Source organism: Neorhizobium vignae, from assembly GCF_000732195.1.
GTDB classification, from domain to species: domain Bacteria; phylum Pseudomonadota; class Alphaproteobacteria; order Rhizobiales; family Rhizobiaceae; genus Neorhizobium; species Neorhizobium vignae.
Genome location: NZ_JNNU01000006.1, coordinates 85,358 through 108,187, shown reverse-complemented (window position 1 = coordinate 108,187; position 22,830 = coordinate 85,358). Strand labels below are relative to the sequence as shown.

Genomic DNA, 22,830 nt, shown 5'->3' with positions numbered 1-22,830 from the left:
ACTTCCTGCGGCTTGACACAAGTTCCGGCTCTATCGAGCCTAGCCTGAATGGAACCTGAACGGAAGCAGGCCATTGATAATTCGAGGAATTCCGCGCTTGCGCAACAGCCGCCCCTGAACGTCCTGCGCCAGCCGGACCAGGTGAAATTTTAATACCGAGGGTTACCTTCCAAGGGCCGCGCTGCTATTCATCTCATGACGCAAGGGCGATCTCGTCGTGCCCCGCAACCAATCCAATCGAACTTTCGGTGTTTTGAGCAATGACGATCCAGTTTTCCAATGACATGGCCGACGTGGTGGCCACCCGCCGTTACCTTCATCAATATCCCGAACTCGGCCTGTCGGAGTTCAACACATCCGATTTCGTCGCCAGGCAGCTTGCCGATCTCGGATATGAAGTCACCCGCGGCCTCGGCAAGACGGGCGTTGTCGCTACCCTCAGGAACGGCAGCAGCGGCCGGTCGATCGGCATCCGCGCCGATATGGACGCGCTGCCGATCGAGGAGGAAACCGGCGCCGAATATGCCAGCAGGAACAAGGGGCTGATGCATGCCTGCGGCCACGACGGCCACACCGCCATGCTTCTGGGTGCCGCCAGGATCCTTGCCGAGAGGAAGAATTTCGACGGCACGATCCACCTGATCTTCCAGCCGGCGGAGGAGAATTTCGGCGGCGCCAGACTGATGATCGAGGATGGCCTGTTCGAGCGCTTCCCATGCGATGCCGTCTTCGGCCTGCACAACGATCCCAGCCTGCCCTTCGGCCAGATCGGCGTCAAGGAAGGCCCGATGATGGCGGCGGTCGACGAATGCCGCATCACGGTCAACGGTCGCGGCGGCCATGGCGCCGAGCCCCAGGACACATCGGACCCGATCGTCTGCGGCGCGAGTATCATCATGGCGCTGCAGACGATCGCCTCGCGCAACATCCACCCGCTCGACCAGATGGTCATCACCGTCGGCGCCTTCCATGCCGGCATGGCGAGCAACGTCATTCCGGAGCGGGCGGAAATGCTGCTCACCATCCGCTCCTTCGACCCGGACGTCCGCAACGAGCTGGAAAGGCGCATCCGGTTGGTCGCCGAAGGCCAGGCCGCCAGTTACGGCATGAGCGTCACGCTCGACTACAAGCGCGGTTACGAGGCGACTATCAACCACAAGGCGGAAACGGATTTCGTCCGCGATCTCGCCCGTCGTGTCGTCGGCGAGGATAAGGTCGTCGATCTGCCCCGCCCGTCGATGGGCGCCGAGGATTTCGCCTATATGCTGGCCGAGCGGCCGGGAACCTATTTCCTGCTCGGCACCAGGCGCACCGACAACGACCCGCCGCTGCACCACCCCCGCTTCGACTTCAACGACGACGCGCTGCCGATCGGAACGAGCTTCTGGGTGGAGCTTGCCGAAGCCTATCTTCCGCCGAGATAGGCCTTTAAACGAAAACACCTCCCGGGCGGCAAGACGCGGGAGGTGCTTTAGGTCTTGGGAGGACCAAGCCCGAATTTGAAAAGGCGAAGCCCGAAGGCCTCAGGGGAAAAGGCCGAGTGTCACGGCGCCGACGAAGATGAAGGCTGCCGTCACCAGGGCCGTATTCGCCGCCCATTGCCATTTGCCCGCAAAACCGCGAGCTGGGAAAGACCGTGTCGGATGCTCGATATGACGCATGGATGTCTCCCGGGTTATGGTTCGCCCTTTTCGAGCGTTGACCTATGCTATCTTATCTCTACCAAGCCGATAGAGATAATGTTCCAAGCACCTGCCGGTTCCGTAGAAAATCCTTTTTTCTTAATGCCGCTTCCGGGCAGTTAACGGTTTATTATGCCTGCGGGCCTTGAGGGGGCCTCAAGCTCCAAAACGATCCAGCGCCAGACGGAAGATATCCGGGTCGATATTGCCGCCCGAGCAGACCGCAATCACGGTCTCGCCCAGCGTCTCGCCATGGAAAAGCGCGGCCGCCAATGCCACCGCCCCACCGGGTTCGACGACGATCTTCAGCCGGCTGAAGGCAAGCGCCACCGCGTGCAACGCTTCGTCGTCTGTCACCACGAGACCCGCGCCGCAAAGCCGCGACATGATCGGGAAGGTGATATTGCCGGGTTGCGGCGTGACGATCGCATCGCAGAGCGAACCGCCCTGGGTCGCATTGCGCTCGATCTGTCCGGAGGCCAGCGAACGCGTGACATCGTCAAAGCCCTGCGGCTCGCAGGGGTGGACGACGAAACCGGGCGCCTTGGCGTTCAATGCCAGCGCGACGCCGGAAATGAAACCGCCGCCGCCCGTCGGCACCAGCACATCGGCCTTCTCGATGCCCTCTTCCCTGGCCTGTTCCGCGATTTCGAGCCCGGTCGTGCCCTGGCCGGCGATCACCAGCGGTTCGTCGAACGGCTTGATCAGCGTCAGGCCGCGCTCCTGCGACAGCCGCGCGCCGATGGCATCGCGGTCCTCGTTGAGGCGGTCGTAAAGCACGACGTCTGCGCCATAGGCGCGGGTATTCTCGATTTTGATGCGCGGTGCGTCGGTCGGCATGATGATCACGCTCGGAATGCCGTGCATCCTCGCCGCCAGCGCCACACCCTGGGCATGATTGCCCGACGAGAAGGCGATCACGCCCTTGGCGCGAACATCCGGCGACAGCGCCGAGATTGCCGACCAGGCGCCGCGAAACTTGAACGAGCCGGTATGCTGCAGGCATTCCGGCTTCACGAAGATGCGCCGCCCGGCGATGTCATCGAGGAATGGCGAGGATAGCAGCGGGGTGCGGCGCACGTGGCCATCGAGACGGGCGCGGGCGGCTTCGATCATGGCGATATCGGTCATGCGGGAAATTCCGTTAGGGGGCGAGGCGGTGAGGCCGCAAACCTATCGGCGGTTTCCGTTTCGGTAAAGACCGGAAAAAGATCGGCTCAGCCGGCTTCCGCTCCTTGAGACAACGGCAGGGATCCCAGTTTCACCAGCGCCTTGATCGGCAGGTGGTCGGAAGCGAGCCGCGCAAGCGGGCTGTCATGGGTTTCGACGGCATCGATCAGCCCGGGCCGGTTCGCCATGATGCGGTCGAGCGCCAGCACAGGCAGGCGCGATGGGAAACTCGGCACCGCGGCCGGCAGGCCGAAGACGGTCGCCAGCGTATTCAGGGAGGAACGGTCGCCAAGCCGCCATTCGTTGAGATCGCCCATGAGGACGGTCGGCTGCTCGTCGCGCGAACGCAGTATGTCGAGGATCATGCGGGCCTGCTGCTGACGCGAACGGTTGAGCAGGCCCAGATGGGCCGCGATGATCCGAAACGCGCTGCCGTCCTTGAGTTCCAGTTCGGTGATCAAGGCACCGCGCGGCTCGAGCCCCGGCAGCTTGACCTGATGAACGTCGCGCACCAGGCCCTCGCGAAAGAGGATCACGTTTCCATGCCAGCCATGGGCCTTGGCGACGCCGGAAACAGGCACCGGAAAAAGCCCCGTCTCCCGCTCCATCCACGCAAGGTCGAGCAGGCCACGCCGCTCGCCGAACCGGGAATCCGCTTCCTGCAGCGCGATTACATCGGCGCCGATCTCGCGGATCACGTGGCTGGTGCGGGCGGGATCGAACCTGCCGTCGATACCCACGCATTTGTGCACGTTATAGGAGGCGATCAGCATGCCGTGCCCGCGTTCGCGCCCCTCATGCGTTCCGGCGCCGCGGTTCCTTCGAGCCCGGATGGAAGCCAGAATGCTTTTTGGAAGATTGGGACGTTTTTCCCGCATGGTTCTTTTGACTATTCGCCGATCAATGAAATTTATAGGGCAAGCAGCCCATCTATCCAGCAACTAAAGATAGGGAGAGCCCAGCCAAAGCACGCGCTCGATGAGCCGCACGAGGAAGGGCCTTGCAATCAACCCGTCGAGCGTCACTTCGGTTGCGGAAGAAATAGCGAGATCTATCCTTCGTTCCAAGGCTTCCGCGAAAGGGCAATCCAGAACTTCGAGATCGACCTCGAAATTCAGCCGGAGCGATCGCGGATCGAGGTTCGAGGAACCGACATAGGCCCAGCGCCCGTCAATCACCAGAAGCTTGGAATGGTTGAACGGGCCGGATGCCCGCCAGATCCGGCAGTAGTTCTTCAGCATCTGGTCGAACTGCGCGGTCATCGCCCGATCGACCAGAACGAGATTGTTGGCGGTCGGCACGACGATATCGACCTCCACCCCGCGCCGGGCAGCCGTGACGAGCGCGGTGATCAGTTCGCGGTCCGGCAGGAAATAGGGCGATACGATGCGGATCGAGGAGCGCGCTACGGAAAACGCGCCCATCAGCATCTTGTGGTTCGTCTCGACACTACGGTCCGGCCCGGAGGAGACAGCGCGCATGACGACCGGCGAACCGGCCTCCGTCTCCGGCGGCTGCAGCGCCCAGGCCTCGCCGTCCAGGGCCTCATCGGCCGCATATCGCCAGTCGGCGGCGGCAATTGCAAACAGGTCGGCGACGACCGGCCCGGTTACCTTGAAATGCGTGTCGAACGAGCATGTGTCACCGCTGATTTCACTCGAGAAACCTTCGCGGATGTTCATGCCGCCGGTAAATGCCACCAGGCCATCGATAACCAGGATCTTCCGGTGGGTGCGCAGGTTCGCATAAGGCAGCCTCAGGCCCATGATGACGTTGCCGTTGAAGACATCGACGGTGACCCCGCCGTCTCTCAGCATGCCGAGCACGCTCGGCACCGAATACCGGGCGCCCACCGCGTCGATCAGCACGCGCACTTCGACGCCGCGCTTGACGGCGGCAATCAGCGCATCCGCGAACCGGCTACCGATCCGGTCCCGGTCGAAGATATAGGTTTCGAGGATGAGGCTGCGCTGCGCTTCGCCGATCGCCTTCAGCATCGCGCCATAGGCTTCGTCGCCGGTATCGAGCGCGACGATCGTATTGCCGGTGGTCAGCCGGTGGCGCGTCACCCGGTCGCCGAGCGTCTTCATCGCCCGGAAGCGGTGCCCGAATTCCTCGATCACCAGGTCGTTGGTCGCATCGTAGGAAACCACATGCGCGCGGATTTCCCCCTGCAGCAGGGCGCGCCGGTCGCTGATGACCGACCGGCGGATGCGGTTTATCCCGGCGACAAGATAAAGCAGCGCGCCGATGATCGGAGACAGAACGATGACGCCGACCCAGCCGATCGCCGAGCGGACCTCTTCCTTGGTCATCGCCGCGTGGACAGCAGCGGCAGCCCCCATCAGGACCGACAAAACGAAGAGGATATGCGGCCAATAGGGTTCGATGAGATCCAGCATAGCGAGCAATATAGGCGCGCTTCGCGCAATCGCAATCGGAGCCGCGCCAATAGGTTAGCGCGGCTCCAGGAGGTATCAGGCAGCGAGCTGCTTCCCAAAGACTTCGAGCGAGGCTTCGAACGTGTCGAAGATCGTGTCGACCTGTTTTTCGGTGATGATCATCGGCGGGCAGAGCGCCAGCGAGTCGCCGATCGCCCGTGAGATCAGGCCTTTTTCGAGCATGATCGCCAGCAGCTTGGGACCGAGCTGGCCGGCCGCGAAACCGTCGCGCGGCTTCAGCTCAAGGGCGCCGATCAGGCCGACGCCGCGCGCTTCGATCGCCAGCGGATGGCTTTCCAGCGCCTTCAGCCGGCTCTGGAACTTCGGCGCCAGCGCCCGGACATTGCCGACGAGGTCGCGCTCTTCGATGATCGCCAGGTTTTCCAGCGCGACCGCGGCGGCGACCGGGTGGCCGGCCGCGGTCACGCCATGGCCGAACGTGCCGATCTTGGCCGATTCATCGGCCAGCGGCCCGTAGACGTTCTCGTTGATCAGCAGCGCCGAGATCGGCTGGTAGGACGACGAAATCTGCTTCGACAGCGTCATGATGTCCGGCTGCAGCGAATAGGTCGTGGTGCCGAACATTTCGCCGGTGCGTCCGAAGCCGCAGATCACCTCGTCGGCAATCAGCAGGATGTCGTATTTCCTGAGCACCTTCTGGATCGCATCCCAATAACCGGCCGGCGGCACGATGACGCCGCCCGCGCCCATGACCGGCTCGCCGATAAAGGCGGCAACCGTTTCCGGGCCTTCCTTGAGGATCAGGTCTTCGAGATCCTTGGCACAACGCTCGACGAAGGCCGATTCCGTCTCGTTTTCCTGTTTGAAGGCGCGGTAATGCGGGCAGGTCGTGTGGAAGACGCCGGCGAGCGGCAGGTCGAAGGAGCGGTGGTTGTTCGGCAGGCCGGTGAGGCTGGCGCTGGCGATCGTCACGCCGTGATAGCCCTTGATGCGCGAGACGATCTTCTTCTTTTCCGGCTTGCCGAGCGCGTTCGAACGATACCAGACCATCTTCATGGCCGTGTCGTTGGCTTCGGAACCGGAATTGGTGAAATAGGCCTTCGACATCGGCACCGGGGCCATCTGGATCAGCTTTTCCGCGAGATCGATCGAGGGACCGTGACTGCGGAGGGTAAAGGTATGGTAATACGGGAGCTTCGCCATCTGCCTTGCGGCCGCTTCGACCAGCCGGCTTTCGCCGAAACCGACACCGACGCTCCAGAGACCAGCCATGCCCTCGATATATTTGTTGCCGTTCACGTCGTAGACATAGATGCCCTCGCCGCGGTCTATCACCAGCGATCCGTCACGCTCCAGCGCGCGGGCATTGGTGTAGGAGTGGAGCTGGTAAGCCTTGTCCCGGGCTTCGATGGAATTGGGCTGAATAGTCACGACGGACCTCCTGTGAGACACGCAACGGTCTATGAATTCCATAGGCGGAAACGGCGATGTTGGACAGCCCAAATCGCCGTTTTCAGAGAGGCCGACCGTTCAAAATAGTTGACGCGTCGATCAGTTTATTTGGTCATTTCAGCGTCATTGCCGCGACCGGAGGTTCGGCGCCGGCCGGGATAGGGCTCTTGTAGTCCTGTCCCTTGCGCCGCTTCCTGAGATCGGCCCAGGCCGCCTCGCGAAGCTGATCGCTTGTCATGGCGGCAAGCCCGGTCGCGGCCATCACCTTGGCGACCGAGACCATGCCCTTGTGGGCGAGCGGGCTCTTGCCCTGCGCCACCACCTGCCAGGTATGGAGCTGGGTGCCTATGGCAAGCGTCGCGCCATAGGCCTGCACGGTCGGCACGACCCAGCTGACATCGCCCACATCCGTCGAACCGCCCATCTGGCGGTTTTCGGTGTGCGGCGGCAGAATGAAGTCGGCAAGCGGGACATCCCGCTGGTCCAGGCGCTCCTGGCTCCAGCTTGCCGCAATGTCTTCCGGCGTGAGCGTGGCACGGATCTGTTCAGCAAACTCGATATCCGCGCCGTCGAACGGCGGCGGACCCATGCTGTCCCAGACGTCCTGCATGACATCCATCAGCGGCGTGTTGACGACGAGGTTGGAAACGCCGGCCAGGATCGTGCTCTCGACCTTGGTCTCGGTCATCAGCGCGGCACCTTCGGCGACCTTCTTGACCCGTTCGATCAGCGTGAAGAGGCCAGGCAGATCCGCGGAGCGGACGACATAGCGCACCTTGGCATGCGCCTGCACGACGTTCGGCGAGATGCCGCCGCTGTCTAGGACGGCATAGTGGATGCGGCTCTCGGACGGCATGTGCTCGCGCATATAATTGACACCGACGCTCATCAGTTCGACGGCATCGAGCGCGCTGCGGCCGAGTTCGGGCACGGCCGACGCATGCGCGGCGCGGCCCGTGAAGGTGAAGTCGATCCGGCAGTTGGCAAGCGAGGTCTCCCGCTGCACGCCGGCGAAATTGCTCGGATGCCAGCTGATGGCGATATCGACGTCCTCGAAGGCACCGGCCCGCACCATGAACGCCTTGGCGGCGCCGCCTTCCTCCGCGGGGCAGCCGTAATAGCGCACGCGGCCGGGCGTGCCGGTCTGTTCGAGCCAATCTTTCAGGGCGGTCGCGGCCAGCAGCGACGCGGAGCCGAGAAGATTGTGGCCGCAGCCATGGCCGTTCGCGCCTGGGGTCGTCGGGTCATGCCGGGTGACGCCGGCCTTCTGGCTGAGACCTGCCAGCGCGTCGTATTCGCCGAGGAAGGCGATCACCGGACCGCCCTCGCCCGCCTCGCCGATCAGCGCGGTCGGAATGCCGGCGACGTTTTCGGTGATCTCGAAACCCTGCGCCTCCAGCATCTCGCGATGCGCGGAAGCGGAAAGCGTCTCCATGTAGCAGGTTTCCGGCGTCTCCCAAACGCGGTCCGCGAGTTCCGTGAAGACCTCTTTCTTGCGGTCGATGAAATCCCAAACGAGGGGGAGATTGGAATTGCCTGTCGTCATGAAACCTTGCCTCGATACGTCTATGATGTCTGGAAGGTCCGGACCGTACCCCATTCTGAGCCGATGGCAATGCGGCATTGCAGCGGAAATGGGACCTGCAGAGAGATCGGGCGGAAGGGATGAGAATGTGACCAGAGCGCGAATGTTCGCATCTCGACAACGGGATGATAATCGCTATGCTCGCGCCCCACGGCCCGCAGGCAAATCTACGGTACGAGCCGAAAACAATAAAAACACACCGGGATTTTGCCGATTTTGTGGAAAAATTTCTAAAAAACGAAGCGGGCGTGAAATCCGATACGGCGGGAGGCTGTTGATCGGAATCAAGGAACAATAGGGAAATGCGCGGCCGAAGGCTGGCGCGGACCCGCCAGGAGAAACGCATTTTGAAGGCCGGCCGCAGCGAAATATCGCCGGCCAGGAGGTGAACACGGGGAATACCAGTCGTTGGGCGCCAAGGCGCACCATTCCAACTGAAGACATCAACCGGGCACGGCACATAAGCCGGCCACAGGTCATTGGGAGATCCATATGAAATACAAACTCGCCCTTGCCGCAGCGCTGCTGTCGGCAACATTCTTCGCAAGCGCCGCCAGCGCCAAGACCTTCGTATATTGCTCGGAAGGTTCTCCGGAAGGCTTCGATCCCGGCATCTATACCGCCGGCACGACCTTCGACGCTTCGGCGCATCCGATCTACAACCGCCTGCTCGAGTTCAAGCCGGGCACGACCCAGCCGGAAGCAGCGCTGGCCCAGAGCTGGGAGATTTCCGCTGACGGCACCGTCTACACCTTCAAGCTGCGCCCGAACGTCAAGTTCCAGACGACCGACTTCTTCAAGCCGACCCGCAACCTGAACGCCGACGACGTCGTCTTCTCGATCGGCCGCCAGATCGACGAGAAGAACGCCTGGAACAAGTACATTTCCGGCGCGACCTGGGAATATGCCGATGGCATGGGCTTTCCGAAGCTGATCAAGTCGATCGAGAAGGTCGATGACCTGACCGTCAAGGTCACGCTCAACCGTCCGGAAGCACCCTTCCTCGCCAACCTCGCCATGCCGTTCGCCTCGATCATGTCGAAGGAATATGCCGACAGCCTCGACAAGGCCGGCAAGAAGGAACAGCTGAACCAGATGCCGGTCGGCACCGGTCCGTTCACCTTCGTCGGCTACCAGCAGGACGCCGTCATCCGCTACAAGAAGAACGCCGATTTCTGGGGCCCGGCTCCGAAGATCGACGACCTCGTGTTCGCGATCACCACCGACGCCGCCGTTCGTTACCAGAAGCTCAAGGCCGGCGAATGCCACCTGATGCCCTATCCGAACGCAGCCGATGTGAAGGCCATGAAGGCTGATCCGAACCTCCAGGTTCTGGAGCAGGAAGGCCTGAACGTCGCCTACCTCGCCTACAACACGACCAAGGCTCCGTTCGACAAGGTCGAAGTCCGCAAGGCGCTGAACAAGGCGATCAACAAGAAGGCGATCGTCGATGCCGTCTTCCAGGGCATGGCGACACCGGCCGTCAACCCGATCCCGCCGACCATGTGGTCCTACAGCAAGGCCACCCAGGACGACACCTACGACCTCGACGCTGCCAAGAAGATGCTCGCCGATGCAGGCGTCAAGGACCTCTCCATGAAGGTCTGGGCGATGCCGGTGTCGCGTCCCTACATGCTGAACGCCCGCCGCGCGGCCGAAATCATCCAGGACGATTTCGCCAAGATCGGCGTCAAGGTCGAGATCGTCTCGTTCGAATGGGCTGAATACCTGCAGCGTTCGAAGGACAAGAACCGCGATGGCGCCGCCATCATGGGCTGGACCGGCGACAACGGCGATCCGGACAACTTCCTTGATACGCTGCTCGGCTGCGACGCCGTCGGCGGCAACAACCGCGCTCAGTGGTGCAACAAGGAGTTCGACGAACTGGTGAAGAAGGCCAAGGTCGTTTCCGACCAAGCCGAGCGCACCAAGCTCTACGAGCAGGCGCAGGCGATCTTCAAGAAGGACGCTCCCTGGGCAACCATCGACCACTCCCTCGCCGTCGTCCCGATGCGCAAGGGCGTGACCGGCTTTACCCAGAGCCCGCTCGGCGACTTCACCTTCGAAGCAGTCGATATCGCTCAGTAATTGCCGATAAACGACGATTTTGCCGCGGGACGCGTTGCGTTTCCCGCGGCATTTTCTTATGAGACGCCAAAATTTGGCGAAGACGCCACGATTGCCGTCTTCGTGGCTTGACAAAACCGTGAATCGGCCACGAACCAAAAACCACGAAGGTTTCGAATGTTTGGCTTCCTGTTACGGCGTATAGCCGTGTTGATCCCGACCTTCATCGGGGTCTCGATCATTGCGTTTTCATTTATCCGACTTCTGCCGGGTGATCCGGTTGCGCTTCTTTCGGGCGAACGCGTCATGTCGCCGGAGCGACATGCCCAGATCAGTGCCGAGCTCGGCATGGATCGGCCGCTGGTCGTCCAGTATTTCGATTATCTCGGCGGCGTGCTGACGGGCGATTTCGGGTCGTCGATCGTGTCCAAGAAGCCGATCCTCGACCAGTTCTGGGCGCTGTTTCCGGCGACCGTCGAGCTTTCCCTCTGCGCCATCCTCATCGCCATCGCACTCGGCATTCCGGCCGGCGTGATCGCCGCAATCAAGCGCGGCTCGATCTTCGACCAGGGGCTGATGGGCATCGCGCTTGTCGGTTATTCGATGCCGATCTTCTGGTGGGGCCTGCTGCTGATCATCCTCTTCTCCGGCACCCTGCAATGGTTCCCGGTTTCCGGCCGCATCTCGCTGATGTTCTTTTTCCCGCCGGTCACCGGTTTCATGCTGATCGACTCGCTGCTGTCGGGACAGAAGGGTGCCTTCGCCTCGGCGATCAGCCATCTTGCCCTGCCGTCGATCGTGCTTGCCACCATTCCGCTCGCGGTCATCGCCCGCCAGACGCGGTCCGCCATGCTGGAAGTGCTTTCGGAAGACTACGTCCGCACCGCCCGCGCCAAGGGCCTCTCGCCCTTCCGCGTCGTCGGCATCCATGCGCTGCGCAACGCCATGATCCCGGTTATCACCACGATCGGCCTGCAGATCGGCGTCATGCTGGCCGGCGCGATCCTCACCGAGACGATCTTCTCCTGGCCGGGCATCGGCAAGTGGATGGTCGACAGCGTCTTCCGCCGCGACTACGCCGTCATCCAGGGCGGCCTGCTCCTGATCGCGGCCATCATCATGATCGTTAATCTCATCGTTGATCTGCTCTACGGCCTGATCAATCCCAGAATCCGACACTGATCCGGCACCAAGAAGGAGAAAATCCCATGGCCGATACCACTGTTCCCAAGATCGCCGAACCGGTTTCCAGCGCCGCGATGCGCCGTCAGATGCTCCGCGAGTTCTGGTTCTACTTTTCCGAAAATCGCGGCGCCGTTTTGGGTCTCATTATTTTCGTCGCCCTCGTCATCGTGGCGATCTTCGCGTCGTTCATCGCCCCGCATTCGCCGTTCGAGCAGTATCGCGATTTCGCCCTGCTTCCGCCGGCCTGGGCTGAGGGCGGCAACCCGTCCTATCTGCTCGGCACCGATCCTGTCGGCCGCGATATCCTGTCCCGCCTGATCTATGGCGCGCAGTATTCGCTGTTCATCGGCGTCTTCGTGACGACGCTGTCGCTCACCGGCGGCATCATCGTCGGCCTGATCGCCGGTTATTACCGCGGCTGGATCGATACGGTCATCATGCGCCTGATGGATATCATCCTCGCCTTCCCGTCGCTGCTGCTCGCCCTCGTGCTCGTCGCGATCCTGGGCCCAAGCCTCACCAACGGCATGATCGCCATCGCGCTCACCCTGCAGCCGCATTTCGTGCGCCTCACCCGCGCCGCCGTGATGGCCGAGAAGAGCCGCGACTACGTGACCGCGGCGCGGCTTGCCGGCGCCGGTCCCATCCGCCTGATGTTCCGCACCATCCTGCCGAACTGCACCGCACCACTGATCGTCCAGGCGACGCTCTCCTTCTCGAACGCCATCCTCGATGCAGCCGCCCTCGGCTTCCTCGGCATGGGCGCTCAGCCGCCGGCACCGGAATGGGGCACGATGCTTGCCGAAGCGCGTGAATTCATCCTGCGCGCCTGGTGGGTCGTCACCTTCCCCGGCGTTGCCATTCTCGTCACCGTTCTCGCCATCAACCTGATGGGCGACGGCCTGCGCGATGCGCTCGACCCGAAACTGAAGAGGTCCTGATCATGGCGCTCTTGCAAATCGACAATCTCACCGTCGAATTCGAAACCGCGACCGGCTGGTTCCGTGCCGTCGACGGCGTCTCCATCTCGGTCGAAAAGGCCGAGGTTCTGGCCATCGTCGGCGAATCCGGCTCCGGCAAGTCCGTCGCCATGCTCGCCGTCATGGGACTTCTCCCCTGGACCGCCAAGATCACCGCCGACCGCATGCTCTTCGAAGGCCGCGACATCCAGAACATCAGCCCGGCCGAGCGCCGCAAGCTGATCGGCAAGGATATCGCGATGATCTTCCAGGAGCCGGTCGCCAGCCTCAACCCGTGCTTCACGGTCGGTTTCCAGATCGAGGAAGTGCTGAGCATCCATCTCGGCCTCGACGCAAAAGCCCGCCGCGCCCGCGCCATCGAGCTGTTCAGCCAGGTCGGCCTGCCCAACCCGGAAGAGCGCCTGAACCACTTTCCGCACCAGATGTCCGGCGGCCAGTGCCAGCGCGTGATGATCGCCATTGCGATCGCCTGCAATCCGAAGCTCTTGATCGCCGACGAGCCCACCACCGCGCTCGACGTGACGATCCAGAAGCAGATCCTCGACCTGATCATGGCGCTGCAGGCCAAGAACGGCATGGGCCTGATCATGATCACCCATGACATGGGCGTCGTCGCCGAGACCGCCGACCGCGTCGTCGTGCAATACAAGGGCCGCAAGATGGAGGAAGCCGACGTGCTTTCCCTCTTCGAAAGCCCGAAGAGCAACTACACCAAGGCGTTGCTGGCGGCGCTGCCCGAAAACGCCACCGGCGACCGCCTGACCACCGTTTCCGCCTTCTTCGACGGCAATCCGGAACCCGCACCTGGGGTAAGCGCATGAGCGAGACCATGACCGACAACACCATGCTCGAAGTGCGCAACATCAAGCGCGATTACGAACTGCCGGGCGGCCTCTTCAAGCCGAAGAAGATCATCCATGCGGTGAAGGGCGTCTCCTTCAAGCTGGAACGCGGCAAGACGCTGGCGATCGTCGGCGAGAGCGGCTGCGGCAAGTCCACCCTTGCCCGCATGCTGACCTTCATCGACGAACCGACCGGCGGCGACCTGCTGATCGACAACAAGAAGGTCGACACCCGCCCCGGCCACCTGACCCAGGACATGCGCCAGAAGGTGCAGATCGTCTTCCAGAACCCCTATGGTTCGCTCAACCCCCGCCAGAAGATCGGCGACGTGCTCGGCGAACCCTTGGCCATCAACACGGACATGTCGGCTGCCGAACGCCGCGACCGCGCCAGCGAAATGCTGACGAAGGTCGGCCTCGGCCCGGAACACTACAACCGCTATCCGCACATGTTCTCGGGCGGCCAGCGCCAGCGCATTGCGATTGCCCGCGCGCTGATGATGAACCCGAAACTTCTCGTGCTCGACGAACCGGTTTCGGCGCTCGACCTCTCGGTCCAGGCCCAGGTGCTGAACCTGCTCGCCGACCTGCAGGACGAATTCAACCTCACCTACGTCTTCATCAGCCACGACCTGTCGGTGGTGCGCTACATCGCCGACGAGGTGATGGTGATGTATTTCGGCGAAGCGGTGGAATACGGCACCCGAGAAGAAGTCTTCTCTGACCCGAAGCACGACTATACCCGCACGCTTTTCAAGGCGACGCCAAAGGCCGACATCGAGTCCATCCGCGCCCGCATCGCGAAGAAAAAGGCCGCAGCGGCGGCCTAAAACCTCCTTCGAAGCGACCGCATCAGGCTTTCCGAAAAGCCGATTTTCGGGTGCGGTCGTCAGGCGATTTGAAAGAGGCCGTGCCCCGTCATACCCCCCTCTGCCCTGCTGGGCATCTCCCCCTCAAGGGGCAGGGCAATCACATGTGAGGATGTATGACGGCGCGGCATTTCTTAACCCTCCCCCTTGTGGGGAGGGTGGTCGGCAGGCGGGAGGGGTCTTGAGGCGGAATGAAGTCCCTCCCCAACCCCTTCCACGCGCCGCCTCGTATCCCCTATCTGATTGCCTCGCTCTAGGGGATGAGGCCCGATCCAGCGAAGCCGGAGCGATCGATCGCAGTACCGAACGTCCGGCAGGACAGAGGGGGTATGGCGGGGCACGTCTTCCAATGTCGTCTTCCGGTGTTTGCCCGTGGACAAATCATCGCCTCCGCCCAGCATCTCCAATGACTTACCCAAGTCATCATCCACGCCCTCCAGCTTTCCGCCTACAATTGCCCCGCTTCCGTCGCCGGAGTGTTTCGCGAGACGTTCGCGGGCAGGCGGGAGCCGGCGCCCTGATTGGACCTGTAACGTGCAGGAAAGGTCAGGGAGGTGAAAGCCATGGAGTGCTCGTCGAAAGGCGAGCCTTCCTATCAAGCCTCCCCCTGGCCACCGGGCCGGGTTCGGTTGAGCCGTTCAAGTGGCAGGATCTCCCGAAAGGAGATCGTGAACGAAGCCATGCAGCGAGGCGAGGTGATCACCTGTAGGGGCCGGAAGCCCTGACAAGACGCCGAAGGCCACGCGAATGCGGAGCCACCTAACTAAATCTATTGAGGTTCCGCATTCGTGTGGGCTCTCCGATCTTTGAAAAACCACGGCAGGAGACTGCGCGGGGCTCCAAAGTGTTGGCCGAAGGCCGGAAATCAACGGGTTTGATTCCGGATCCGGACACACTGGATCATCCCGCCTGCTTCACCGAATCCCGCTCTCACTCCACGAAAACCCGAACGCTGGCGGCGCGGCCGGCGGCGTCGATCACGGTCAGCGTCGAATAACCGGCGCCATCCGGCGTCCATTCACTCGTCCGGCGACGGGACAGTTCGCTGAGCGGTTTGCCGTTGGCCAGCCAGCGGAACGGTGCGCGGCCCCCCTGCAGCTTGAGGACCAGCGGCGAGATGTCTCCAGATTGCGCCCCGAGATCGACGCGGGCGCCTTCCGGCGGATAGACGATCTGCGGCGCCGGCTCCCGCGTCGAGGCGGAAATGAGCCCGCTCGCCGTCATCGAGAACCGCCGCTGGCTGATCGGCAGCTCCGGCTGGGCGATGCGGACCGCGCCCGATGGCGCCGATGGCAAAGGCGTGATCGGCACGCCGGATTTCGAAAAGGCCTCGAACAGGATCGGCGCCGCCGTCTGATAGCCCGCAATGCCCGGCACCGCGCCATTGTCCGGCCGCCCAACCCAGACGCCCAGCACATGACGCCCGTCGAAGCCGACCGACCAGGCATCGCGATAGCCGTAGCTCGTGCCGGTCTTGTAGGCGATGCCGAGCCTTCGGCTGCCCTGCGGCGGGAGCACGTCCGAGAGAATGTCTGAGACGTTCCACACCGCCTGCGGCTCCAGCAGCGGCTCGCCGTCGATCATGCCCGGCTGGTCCTCGATACCGTTGCCGATCCGCATCGGATTGCCGCGATTGGCGAGCGCCGCATAGGCCTGCACCAGATCCTTGAGCGTGATGCCGACGCCGCCGAGGCCGATCGCCAGACCCGGCGCCTCATTGGCTGGCAGGACAGGTCGTACATCCGCCCGGCGGAAGCGGATCATCAGCCGCGAGGGGCCGACCGCATCCAGGAGCCGCACCGCGGGCACGTTGAGCGACAGTTGCAGCGCCTGCCTGACGCTGACATCGCCCTGATAGGTCATGTCGAAATTCTTCGGCCGGTAACCGAAGAAATCCGCCGGCCGGTCTTCGATGATCGTTTCCTGGGACACCAGCCCCTGCTCGAAGGCGAGCCCGTAGATGAACGGCTTCAGCGTCGAGCCCGGCGAACGATTGACCCGCGTCATGTCCACCCAGCCCGACCGGCTCGCATCGAAATAATCGGCAGAGCCGACCTCGCCGACGATCGCACCGGTGGTGATGTCCGCCATCACCATGGCAACCGAAACCTTGGGGCTGAGCTTCACCGAAGCTTCCCTTGCGACATGCTCCAGCCCCTGCTGGATGCTGCGTTTCAAGGTCGTCCTATGCTGCTCGATCTTCGGCTGCTTGCGGATCGCCGCTTCGGCGAGATGCGCCGCATAGGCCGGCAATTGCAGCCGGCGCGTGGGAATGCCATCGCCCGCCGCCCGCTCCGCCTCGCCGTCACCGGTGACGGCGGCGACGGCCGATCGCATCAGCACCCGCTCCCGAGCCGCCTTGGCTATCTTGAAATGCCGGTCCGGCCGCCGGCCTTCCGGCGATTGCGGCAGGGCGACGAGAAGGGCCGCTTCCGCCACCGTCAGCCGCCGCGGCTCCTTGCCGAAATAGGCAAGGCTTGCAGCCCGCACGCCCTCGAGATTGCCGCCATAGGGCGCATGCGTCAGGTAGAGTTCGAGGATTTCCGTCTTGGACAGGCGCCGCTCGATCTGGATGGCTCGGACGACCTGGCGGAGTTTTGCCGTCAGAGAGCGGCTCTCGCGGGGCTCGATCAGACGCGCCACCTGCATCGACAGCGTCGAGGCGCCCGAGACGACGTGGCCGTTGGTGACGAGTTGCACGACGGCACGACCAAGCGCCCACGGGTCGACGCCGGCATGCTCATAAAAGCGCTGGTCCTCATAGGCGACCAGCATTTTGAGGAACCGCGGATCGACATTTTCGATCGTCGTGCGAAGCCGCCAGCGGCCTTCGGGCGTCGCAAAGGCGCGCAGGAGTTCGCCATCCGCATCCAGCACTTCGGCGGAAACCACTCGCGCCTTTTCGAGCGGCGGCGGATAGGCCCTATCGGCGGCGTCGAGGCCGACGATCAGCCCCGCCGCAGTGACGAGGCCGACAGCCAGACCGATCGAAAGTTTCCCCCTGAGCTTCATCGGAACGAGCTGCCGCTTACTGGGCGGCCAGCACCTCCATCTTGCCGGTTGCGGTACGAGCCGAGAACTGCGGACGATACATGTCCTCGACCTGGGCAGCCGGATGATCGTAGACGCCGGGCGTCACGGCGCGGACCACATAGGCAAGCGTGATCTCGCGGTTGTCGCCGGCGCTCCGGTCGAAAGCCGCGACGAAACGGTCGTTGCGGAACTCGGTATGGGCTGCCTGCACCTCCTCGATCCAGTCGAAGTTGGTGAGGCTCGCGCTGTTGACGATGCTCGGATTGTCGATCTCGAATCCGGCCGGCAGAAGGTCGGTGACGACGATACGCGACGGCCAGCTGTTGCTCTCAGTGATCGTGATCACCGCGACGTAACGCTGGTTCTGCTGCGCTTCTGTGACATTCGCCTCCTCGCCGTCCATCGAATAGTAGGTTCGGCTGATCTGGAAACCGTCGCCGCCGGCCGGCAGCGGCCGGGCAGGTGCCGCGACCGTGGTGATCGAAGCCGACAGCGGATCGGCGCTGTTGTTCTTGACGGTCAGCGGATGGCCGATCAGCGCATCGCCCGTCATCTGCGACATCAGCGTGCCGCGATGATCGGCGCCGTTGACCTGCAGGCGCAGACCGTCGTCACCGTTCTGCAGCGCGCGGGCGGCAAGCAGCATCCAGGTCTGTTCCTGGGTGCTGGTATATTTCTTCTGCCCCCATTCCTTGGCGACGATCGTGGCGAGTGCCGGAACGATCGGCGGCACCGGCCGGCTTTCGGCGGCAAGCGCCAGAACCGCGGCGCCGTCGCGCAGGGACGAGCCGTAATCCGAACGCGACAGGCTGACCCTCTGGATCTGCGCTGCTTCCGACATCTGCAGCGAGGCCGCGAAGATATTGCGCGACCGCTGAGCATCGCCGTAGAGCGCCAGAGCCGCGGCGATATGCGCCTTGGCGAGCGGCGTCGGGAAATCGTTCAGCATAGTATCGGCGTAATAGCGCAGGTCGCTGATCGCGGCCTTGCGGTTGCGGGCGAGCACATAGAGCGCATAGGCGATCTCGTTGCCCTGGTCCTTGACGTTGTTGGTGAAGCCGAGCGAGTTCTGCAGGCTGTCGAGGGCCTGGACGAGTGCCTGTTCCGGCACGTTGTAACCCTGTTCGCGGGCGCGGCTGAGGAAGTCGCTCACGTAGGAATCGAGCCACAGATCGCCGCCGCCCGGACCCCAGAGACCGAAGCTGCCGGCCGAGGACTGGTAGGACAGCACGCGATAGATCGCATCCTGCACCCGCTTCTTGACTTCCGTATCGTCCGCAAGGCCGTTCTGCACCGCCATCTGGCTGAGATAGAGAAGCGGCAGGGCGCGACTGGTCGTCTGCTCGGCGCAGCCATAGGGATAACGACTGAGGCTCATCAGCAGTGCCGGGATGTCGAAGGCGGTCGAGCGGCTGACATTCACGCTGATCGACGCGCCCGGCAGGATGCTGTCGGCGAGCAGGTTGGCATCGACCGTGACGCTGGCGCCCGGCTTCAGCTGGACAAGCCGCTGCTGGGTGATCGGCATGGCGGCCGGCCGCACCGGAATATCGAGCACCTGGTCCAGCGACATGCCCGACGCATTCGAAAGGCGGACCGAAATCGACCCGTCACCCGGTTCGACACCGCGCAGCGCAAGCGTGACATCCGACTTGCCGCCGGCGGCCAGCGTGATCTTACCGGTCCCCTTCTGATCGACCGCGACCGGTCTGTTGGTGGTGATGGCAAGCTGGTAGTCGCCAGCCGGTGCATCGGTATTGGCGATATCGAGCCTGAGATTGGTCTGGTCGCCGGGGGCGAGGAAGCGCGGCAGGCTGGCGGTGATCACCACCGGATCGCGGATCACCACGTCCTTGACGCCATGGCCCACACCGGTCTTCGACCAGGCGACCGCCATGACCCGCGCCGTGCCGTTGAACTGCGGAATGTCGAAGGAGACGTTCGCCTTGCCCTGCGCATCGAGCTTTACGGGGCCGGAGAAGAAGGCGATCAGCTTTTCCTTGGGCGGACTGCTCTGCAGCGCCGTGCTGCCGCCGTCGCCACCGGTGCGCAGCCGCCCGGTGGCACCGAGCGAACCGTCGATCAGACGGCCATAGAGGTCGCGGATTTCGAGACCGAGGCGGCGCTGGCCGAAATACCAGTCGTCCGGCGCCGGCGGCTGGTAACGCGTCAGATTGAGGATACCGACATCCACCGCGGCAACCGTCACATAGGCGTCCTCATTGGCGCCCGCTCCGGCGACCTGCAGCGAAATGTTCAGCGGCTGGCGCGGCAGCGTCTTTTCCGGTGCGGTGATCGACACCTGCAGATCGCGGCTTTCGGGATCGACCTTCAGCCAGGTGACGCCGATGGCGCGCATCGGCATGCGGCTTTCCTGCGCCTGGCCGGGACGATAAAGCGTCGCCGTCACATAGGAACCGGCGCCCCAGGCGGCAGTGACGGGGATTTCCACCTCACCGCCATCAGCGCCGATGCTCGCGGTCTTGACCGCAATCAGGCTCTCGGAACCCGAGGTGATCATCAGCTCGCCGGCGTAACGCGACGAGACCTTGAGCCTGGCCGTCTCACCAACCTTGTAGCTCTGCTTGTCGAGTGCGATTTCCAGCGCATCCGGGGTCTCGGTCGAGGTCGAGGTCACGAACCAGCCGGCATCGAATTCGACGCTGGAAGTGGGTCCGCCGATATCGGCGGTTTCGACCTCGAGCCGGTAGCGGCCCCACTTGACCGGAACGGAAACCTTGCCGCCATCGGCGGTGACATTCACCGTGCCGTTGGCAGCCTGGCTGGTGCGGGTCACCGGCTCATATCGCCAGGAAGAACCTTCGCGATACCATTGGTAATCGCGGTCGATCTTGATCAGCTTCCAGGGCAGGTTCTGGATAGCCTGTTTCTTGCCGGCGGCATCCACCATGATCACGGTGAAATTGCCGACCGAATTCTCGCCGAGGTCGCCGGAGAATTCCGGCTTGATGCCGATCCGCGCGCCTTCCGCCTTGACCGGCAGGGTGATCGAACGCTCGATGGCGCGGCCGCCCGCTTCCTGCATGCGCACGACGATATCGGCATTCACCAGCTGCGTCGTCGAAGGCGCTTCGGCAACAGTCGCGTCGAAAGTCGCCTTGCCGTCGTCGTCGAGCGGTTCGAGCTCTTCCAGCGGAATGCGCACCGCTTCGCTCGCCTCTTCATCGACGAGGCCGAACTGGTAACCCGGGAAGGCCGGATTTTCGCGCGTCGTCTTCAGCGCGATCTCGCCTTCGAGATTGAGGCCGGCAGCCGGCGCTCCATAAAGATAACGGCCGTCGATATTGACCGGCACCGGCTCCCCGACCGCGATTTCCTTGGCATCGCTGGTCATGTCGAATTCGATGCGATCCGGAACGAAGTCATCGACGAGGAAGGTCTTCTCGCCGATTGCCGAACCCTTGGGATCGGTGAAGATCTGCATCGTCCAGGTGCCGCGCATCGAGGTGGCCAGCAGCGGCAGGTCGAGCGTGTAACCGCCGAGCGAACCGTTATTGACCATGCGCCGATCCTCGACACCGTCGGGGCGCAGGAAAACGAAGGTGAGCGGCAGGTTCTCGATCGCCGTCGCATCGATATTGCGGGCAAGCGCCGAGGCATGCACGGTCTCGCCGGGCCGGTAGATGCCGCGTTCGGTCCAAGGCAGGATGTCGATCGCGCCCGGCGCCGGACGTCCCGTGACGCCGCGGTCGGACAGGTCGAAGCCGGCACGTGCCATGTCGAGGAAGACATAGTCCTGGCCGTTGTTCTGGGCGGCCAGCACGGCCGGCACCATGGCCGCCGTGCCGCGCATCAGGCCGGCGGTGAACACCGCGCGGCCATCCGCATCGGTCTTCGCCGTGCCGAGGATTTCGTTGTTCTTGGCGAGAAGCTGCAGGTCGACGCCGGCCATCGGCTTGGCGCTGCCGAGCGAGCGGGCAAAGACGTTGAGGCCGTCCGTGCCGGCATAGGTAGTGAGGCCGATATCGGACACCACGAACCATTGGGTCGCCTTGGTATCCCATTCCTGGCTCGTGGCGTTGGCGGCAGCCGCCGTCAGCATGTAGACGCCGGGCTTGCGGGTCGGCAGGGCCTCGTCGACCGGGAAGCTGGTCACCACGTCCTTGTTGAGATCCTGGGCGATATCGATAGTGCCCTGCCAGACCAGTTCCCCGCTCTGCTCCTCGATCTGGGTGGCATTATAACCGTCCATCTGGGTTAGGAACTGAGAATTGGCGAGCAGCGGGGCGATGCTGCGGTCACCGACGCGGTAGAGCTTCAGATTGGCCTTTTCGGTATTGACCGAGACGATCGGGATGCCGCGGCGCGCAGTCGACGGCAGTACGAAACTGTCGCCGGTGAAACGCACGCTCGCCGAACGGTCCTTGACGTAGATGTCGATATCGACCTGTGCAACAAGCGGCTCGTCCACGGAAGACGGCAGGCCACGGCGCAGCGACAGCTTGTAGCGCTGCCCATGGGTGAGGCCTTCGACGCAGATCTGGTTGTCCTTGGCTTCCATCGCCTTCGGCGCCTGGCCGTTGAGCACGACAAAGGGCGCGTAATCGACGCCGATCTTCACCAGCGGTTCGGAGAACTGCACGCAGACGCGCGGGTTGGCGCTGTCGGCATCGACCGTGTTGCCGGTCATGCGGAAACCCTGGCGCTCGCGCAGGTCGTTATAGGCAGCCTGCACGGTGCGGGCATTCACCAGCGCAAGGCTCGCCTTGTAGGCATTGAGCGCGGCGCGATAATTCTGCTGCTTGGCAAGCGCCGCGGCAAGAACCGCCAGCGCATCCGCGCGGGACTGGGTCGTGCGCGAAAGCTGGTAGCCATTGACCGCGGCAAGCGTGCCTTCGCCATCGGCGGTGCCGTTGTTCTTCGCGGTGCCGGCAGCGCGGGCAAGCTCGATCCAGAGGGCACCGTCATCGGGGATGATCGAGAGCGCGCCTTTGAAATTGTAGATCGCCGTATCGACATTGCCGGCCAGCAGCTGTCCCTGGGCGATCGTCTTGAGGTTTTCGACGCCGTAACCCTTCTGATTGTCGCCGAGCGTCAGGCCGTCCTTCTGATCGCGCGCCTGCTGGAGAACCTCTTCCGAGAGGAAGGAGAGTTTCGGCGGCGCGCCGATATCGGGCTCCACCGCCGTTGCGACGATCTTGCCGGCCGTGGCACCTGGGAACGGATTGAGCTGGCTGTAATCCGACTTGAGAAAGCACCACTTGGCCTTCTCGTTATAGGTGAAAGCCTTGCAGGCATTGTCGCCGATGCAGGCGGCCTCGCACTGGGGCTGGCTGACATTCTTCACGGTTCGAAGATCGAACCCGAGATAATCGCTGTTCGGAGTGCTTTCGATCCGCCGGTCGGCCGCAGCGAGCGGCGAGACGAAGGCGAATGCGGAAACGATGAGAGCGAGAAAGCCGAAAAACGCGCGCCTAGACATTGAAAGTCCCCCCGTGGCTGCCGTCGGAAGTTGGCAGTTTTCTAATCTATCCCGCGAGTTGTCAACGAGCCTCGCAACCTCTTTTTATGAAGAGATTGTCACAACACGAATGGCGTGCCG

General features: G+C 63.1%; 14 protein-coding genes. 6 read left to right on the top strand and 8 right to left on the bottom strand.

Going from position 1 to position 22,830, the window contains the following annotated elements:
- Positions 1-260: 260 nt before the first annotated feature.
- Positions 261-1,424 carry a M20 aminoacylase family protein gene (locus tag GQ59_RS11670; protein WP_037081323.1) on the top strand — a complete coding sequence of 388 codons (1,164 nt, stop codon included), beginning with the start codon at positions 261-263 and terminating at the stop codon, positions 1,422-1,424.
- Positions 1,425-1,523: 99 nt separating this feature from the next.
- Here GQ59_RS11670 and GQ59_RS32350 read toward each other — a convergent pair whose 3' ends face one another.
- From GQ59_RS32350 to GQ59_RS11645, 6 genes are all read right to left on the bottom strand, one after another.
- A complete protein-coding gene (locus GQ59_RS32350; protein ID WP_156376352.1) occupies positions 1,524-1,661 on the bottom strand; it encodes a hypothetical protein in 138 nt (45 codons plus the stop codon).
- A 177-nt stretch (positions 1,662-1,838) separates the two neighbouring features.
- A complete protein-coding gene (locus GQ59_RS11665) occupies positions 1,839-2,813 on the bottom strand; it encodes a threonine ammonia-lyase (protein WP_037081321.1) in 975 nt (324 codons plus the stop codon).
- Positions 2,814-2,899: 86 nt separating this feature from the next.
- On the bottom strand, positions 2,900-3,730 hold the full coding sequence (locus GQ59_RS11660) for an endonuclease/exonuclease/phosphatase family protein (protein ID WP_037081319.1): 831 nt from the start codon (positions 3,728-3,730) through the stop codon (positions 2,900-2,902).
- 63 nt (positions 3,731-3,793) lie between these two features.
- Entirely contained in the window at positions 3,794-5,254 is a 1,461-nt protein-coding gene (gene cls / locus GQ59_RS11655; RefSeq protein WP_037081317.1) for a cardiolipin synthase, read from the bottom strand.
- Between the two features lie 75 nt (positions 5,255-5,329).
- Positions 5,330-6,685 carry an aspartate aminotransferase family protein gene (locus tag GQ59_RS11650; protein ID WP_037081315.1) on the bottom strand — a complete coding sequence of 452 codons (1,356 nt, stop codon included), beginning with the start codon at positions 6,683-6,685 and terminating at the stop codon, positions 5,330-5,332.
- 133 nt (positions 6,686-6,818) lie between these two features.
- Positions 6,819-8,252: a M20 family metallopeptidase gene (locus GQ59_RS11645; protein ID WP_037081313.1), complete on the bottom strand. Its 1,434-nt coding sequence runs from the start codon at positions 8,250-8,252 to the stop codon at positions 6,819-6,821.
- A gap of 531 nt (positions 8,253-8,783) precedes the next feature.
- On the opposite strand from GQ59_RS11645, the gene GQ59_RS11640 reads away from it, so the two are divergent.
- The 5 genes from GQ59_RS11640 to GQ59_RS11620 all read left to right on the top strand — a co-directional run bounded on the left by GQ59_RS11640 (position 8,784) and on the right by GQ59_RS11620 (position 14,195).
- Positions 8,784-10,379, top strand: a complete 1,596-nt coding sequence (locus tag GQ59_RS11640) for an ABC transporter substrate-binding protein (protein WP_037081311.1) — start codon at positions 8,784-8,786, stop codon at positions 10,377-10,379.
- A 156-nt stretch (positions 10,380-10,535) separates the two neighbouring features.
- A complete protein-coding gene (locus tag GQ59_RS11635; protein ID WP_037081309.1) occupies positions 10,536-11,540 on the top strand; it encodes an ABC transporter permease subunit in 1,005 nt (334 codons plus the stop codon).
- Between the two features lie 26 nt (positions 11,541-11,566).
- Positions 11,567-12,484, top strand: coding sequence for an ABC transporter permease subunit (locus GQ59_RS11630; RefSeq protein WP_037081308.1), 918 nt, complete (start codon positions 11,567-11,569; stop codon positions 12,482-12,484).
- 2 nt (positions 12,485-12,486) lie between these two features.
- Complete coding sequence (locus tag GQ59_RS11625) at positions 12,487-13,344, top strand: ABC transporter ATP-binding protein (protein ID WP_084683129.1); 858 nt, start codon at positions 12,487-12,489, stop codon at positions 13,342-13,344.
- Entirely contained in the window at positions 13,341-14,195 is an 855-nt protein-coding gene (locus GQ59_RS11620) for a dipeptide ABC transporter ATP-binding protein (protein ID WP_432762580.1), read from the top strand. Before GQ59_RS11625 ends, GQ59_RS11620 begins: the two co-directional genes overlap by 4 nt.
- 969 nt (positions 14,196-15,164) lie before the next feature.
- Here GQ59_RS11620 and pbpC read toward each other — a convergent pair.
- Complete coding sequence (pbpC, locus tag GQ59_RS11615) at positions 15,165-17,246, bottom strand: penicillin-binding protein 1C (RefSeq protein WP_037081307.1); 2,082 nt, start codon at positions 17,244-17,246, stop codon at positions 15,165-15,167.
- 16 nt (positions 17,247-17,262) lie between these two features.
- Positions 17,263-22,710, bottom strand: a complete 5,448-nt coding sequence (locus tag GQ59_RS11610; RefSeq protein WP_037081306.1) for an alpha-2-macroglobulin family protein — start codon at positions 22,708-22,710, stop codon at positions 17,263-17,265.
- Positions 22,711-22,830 lie beyond the last annotated feature (120 nt).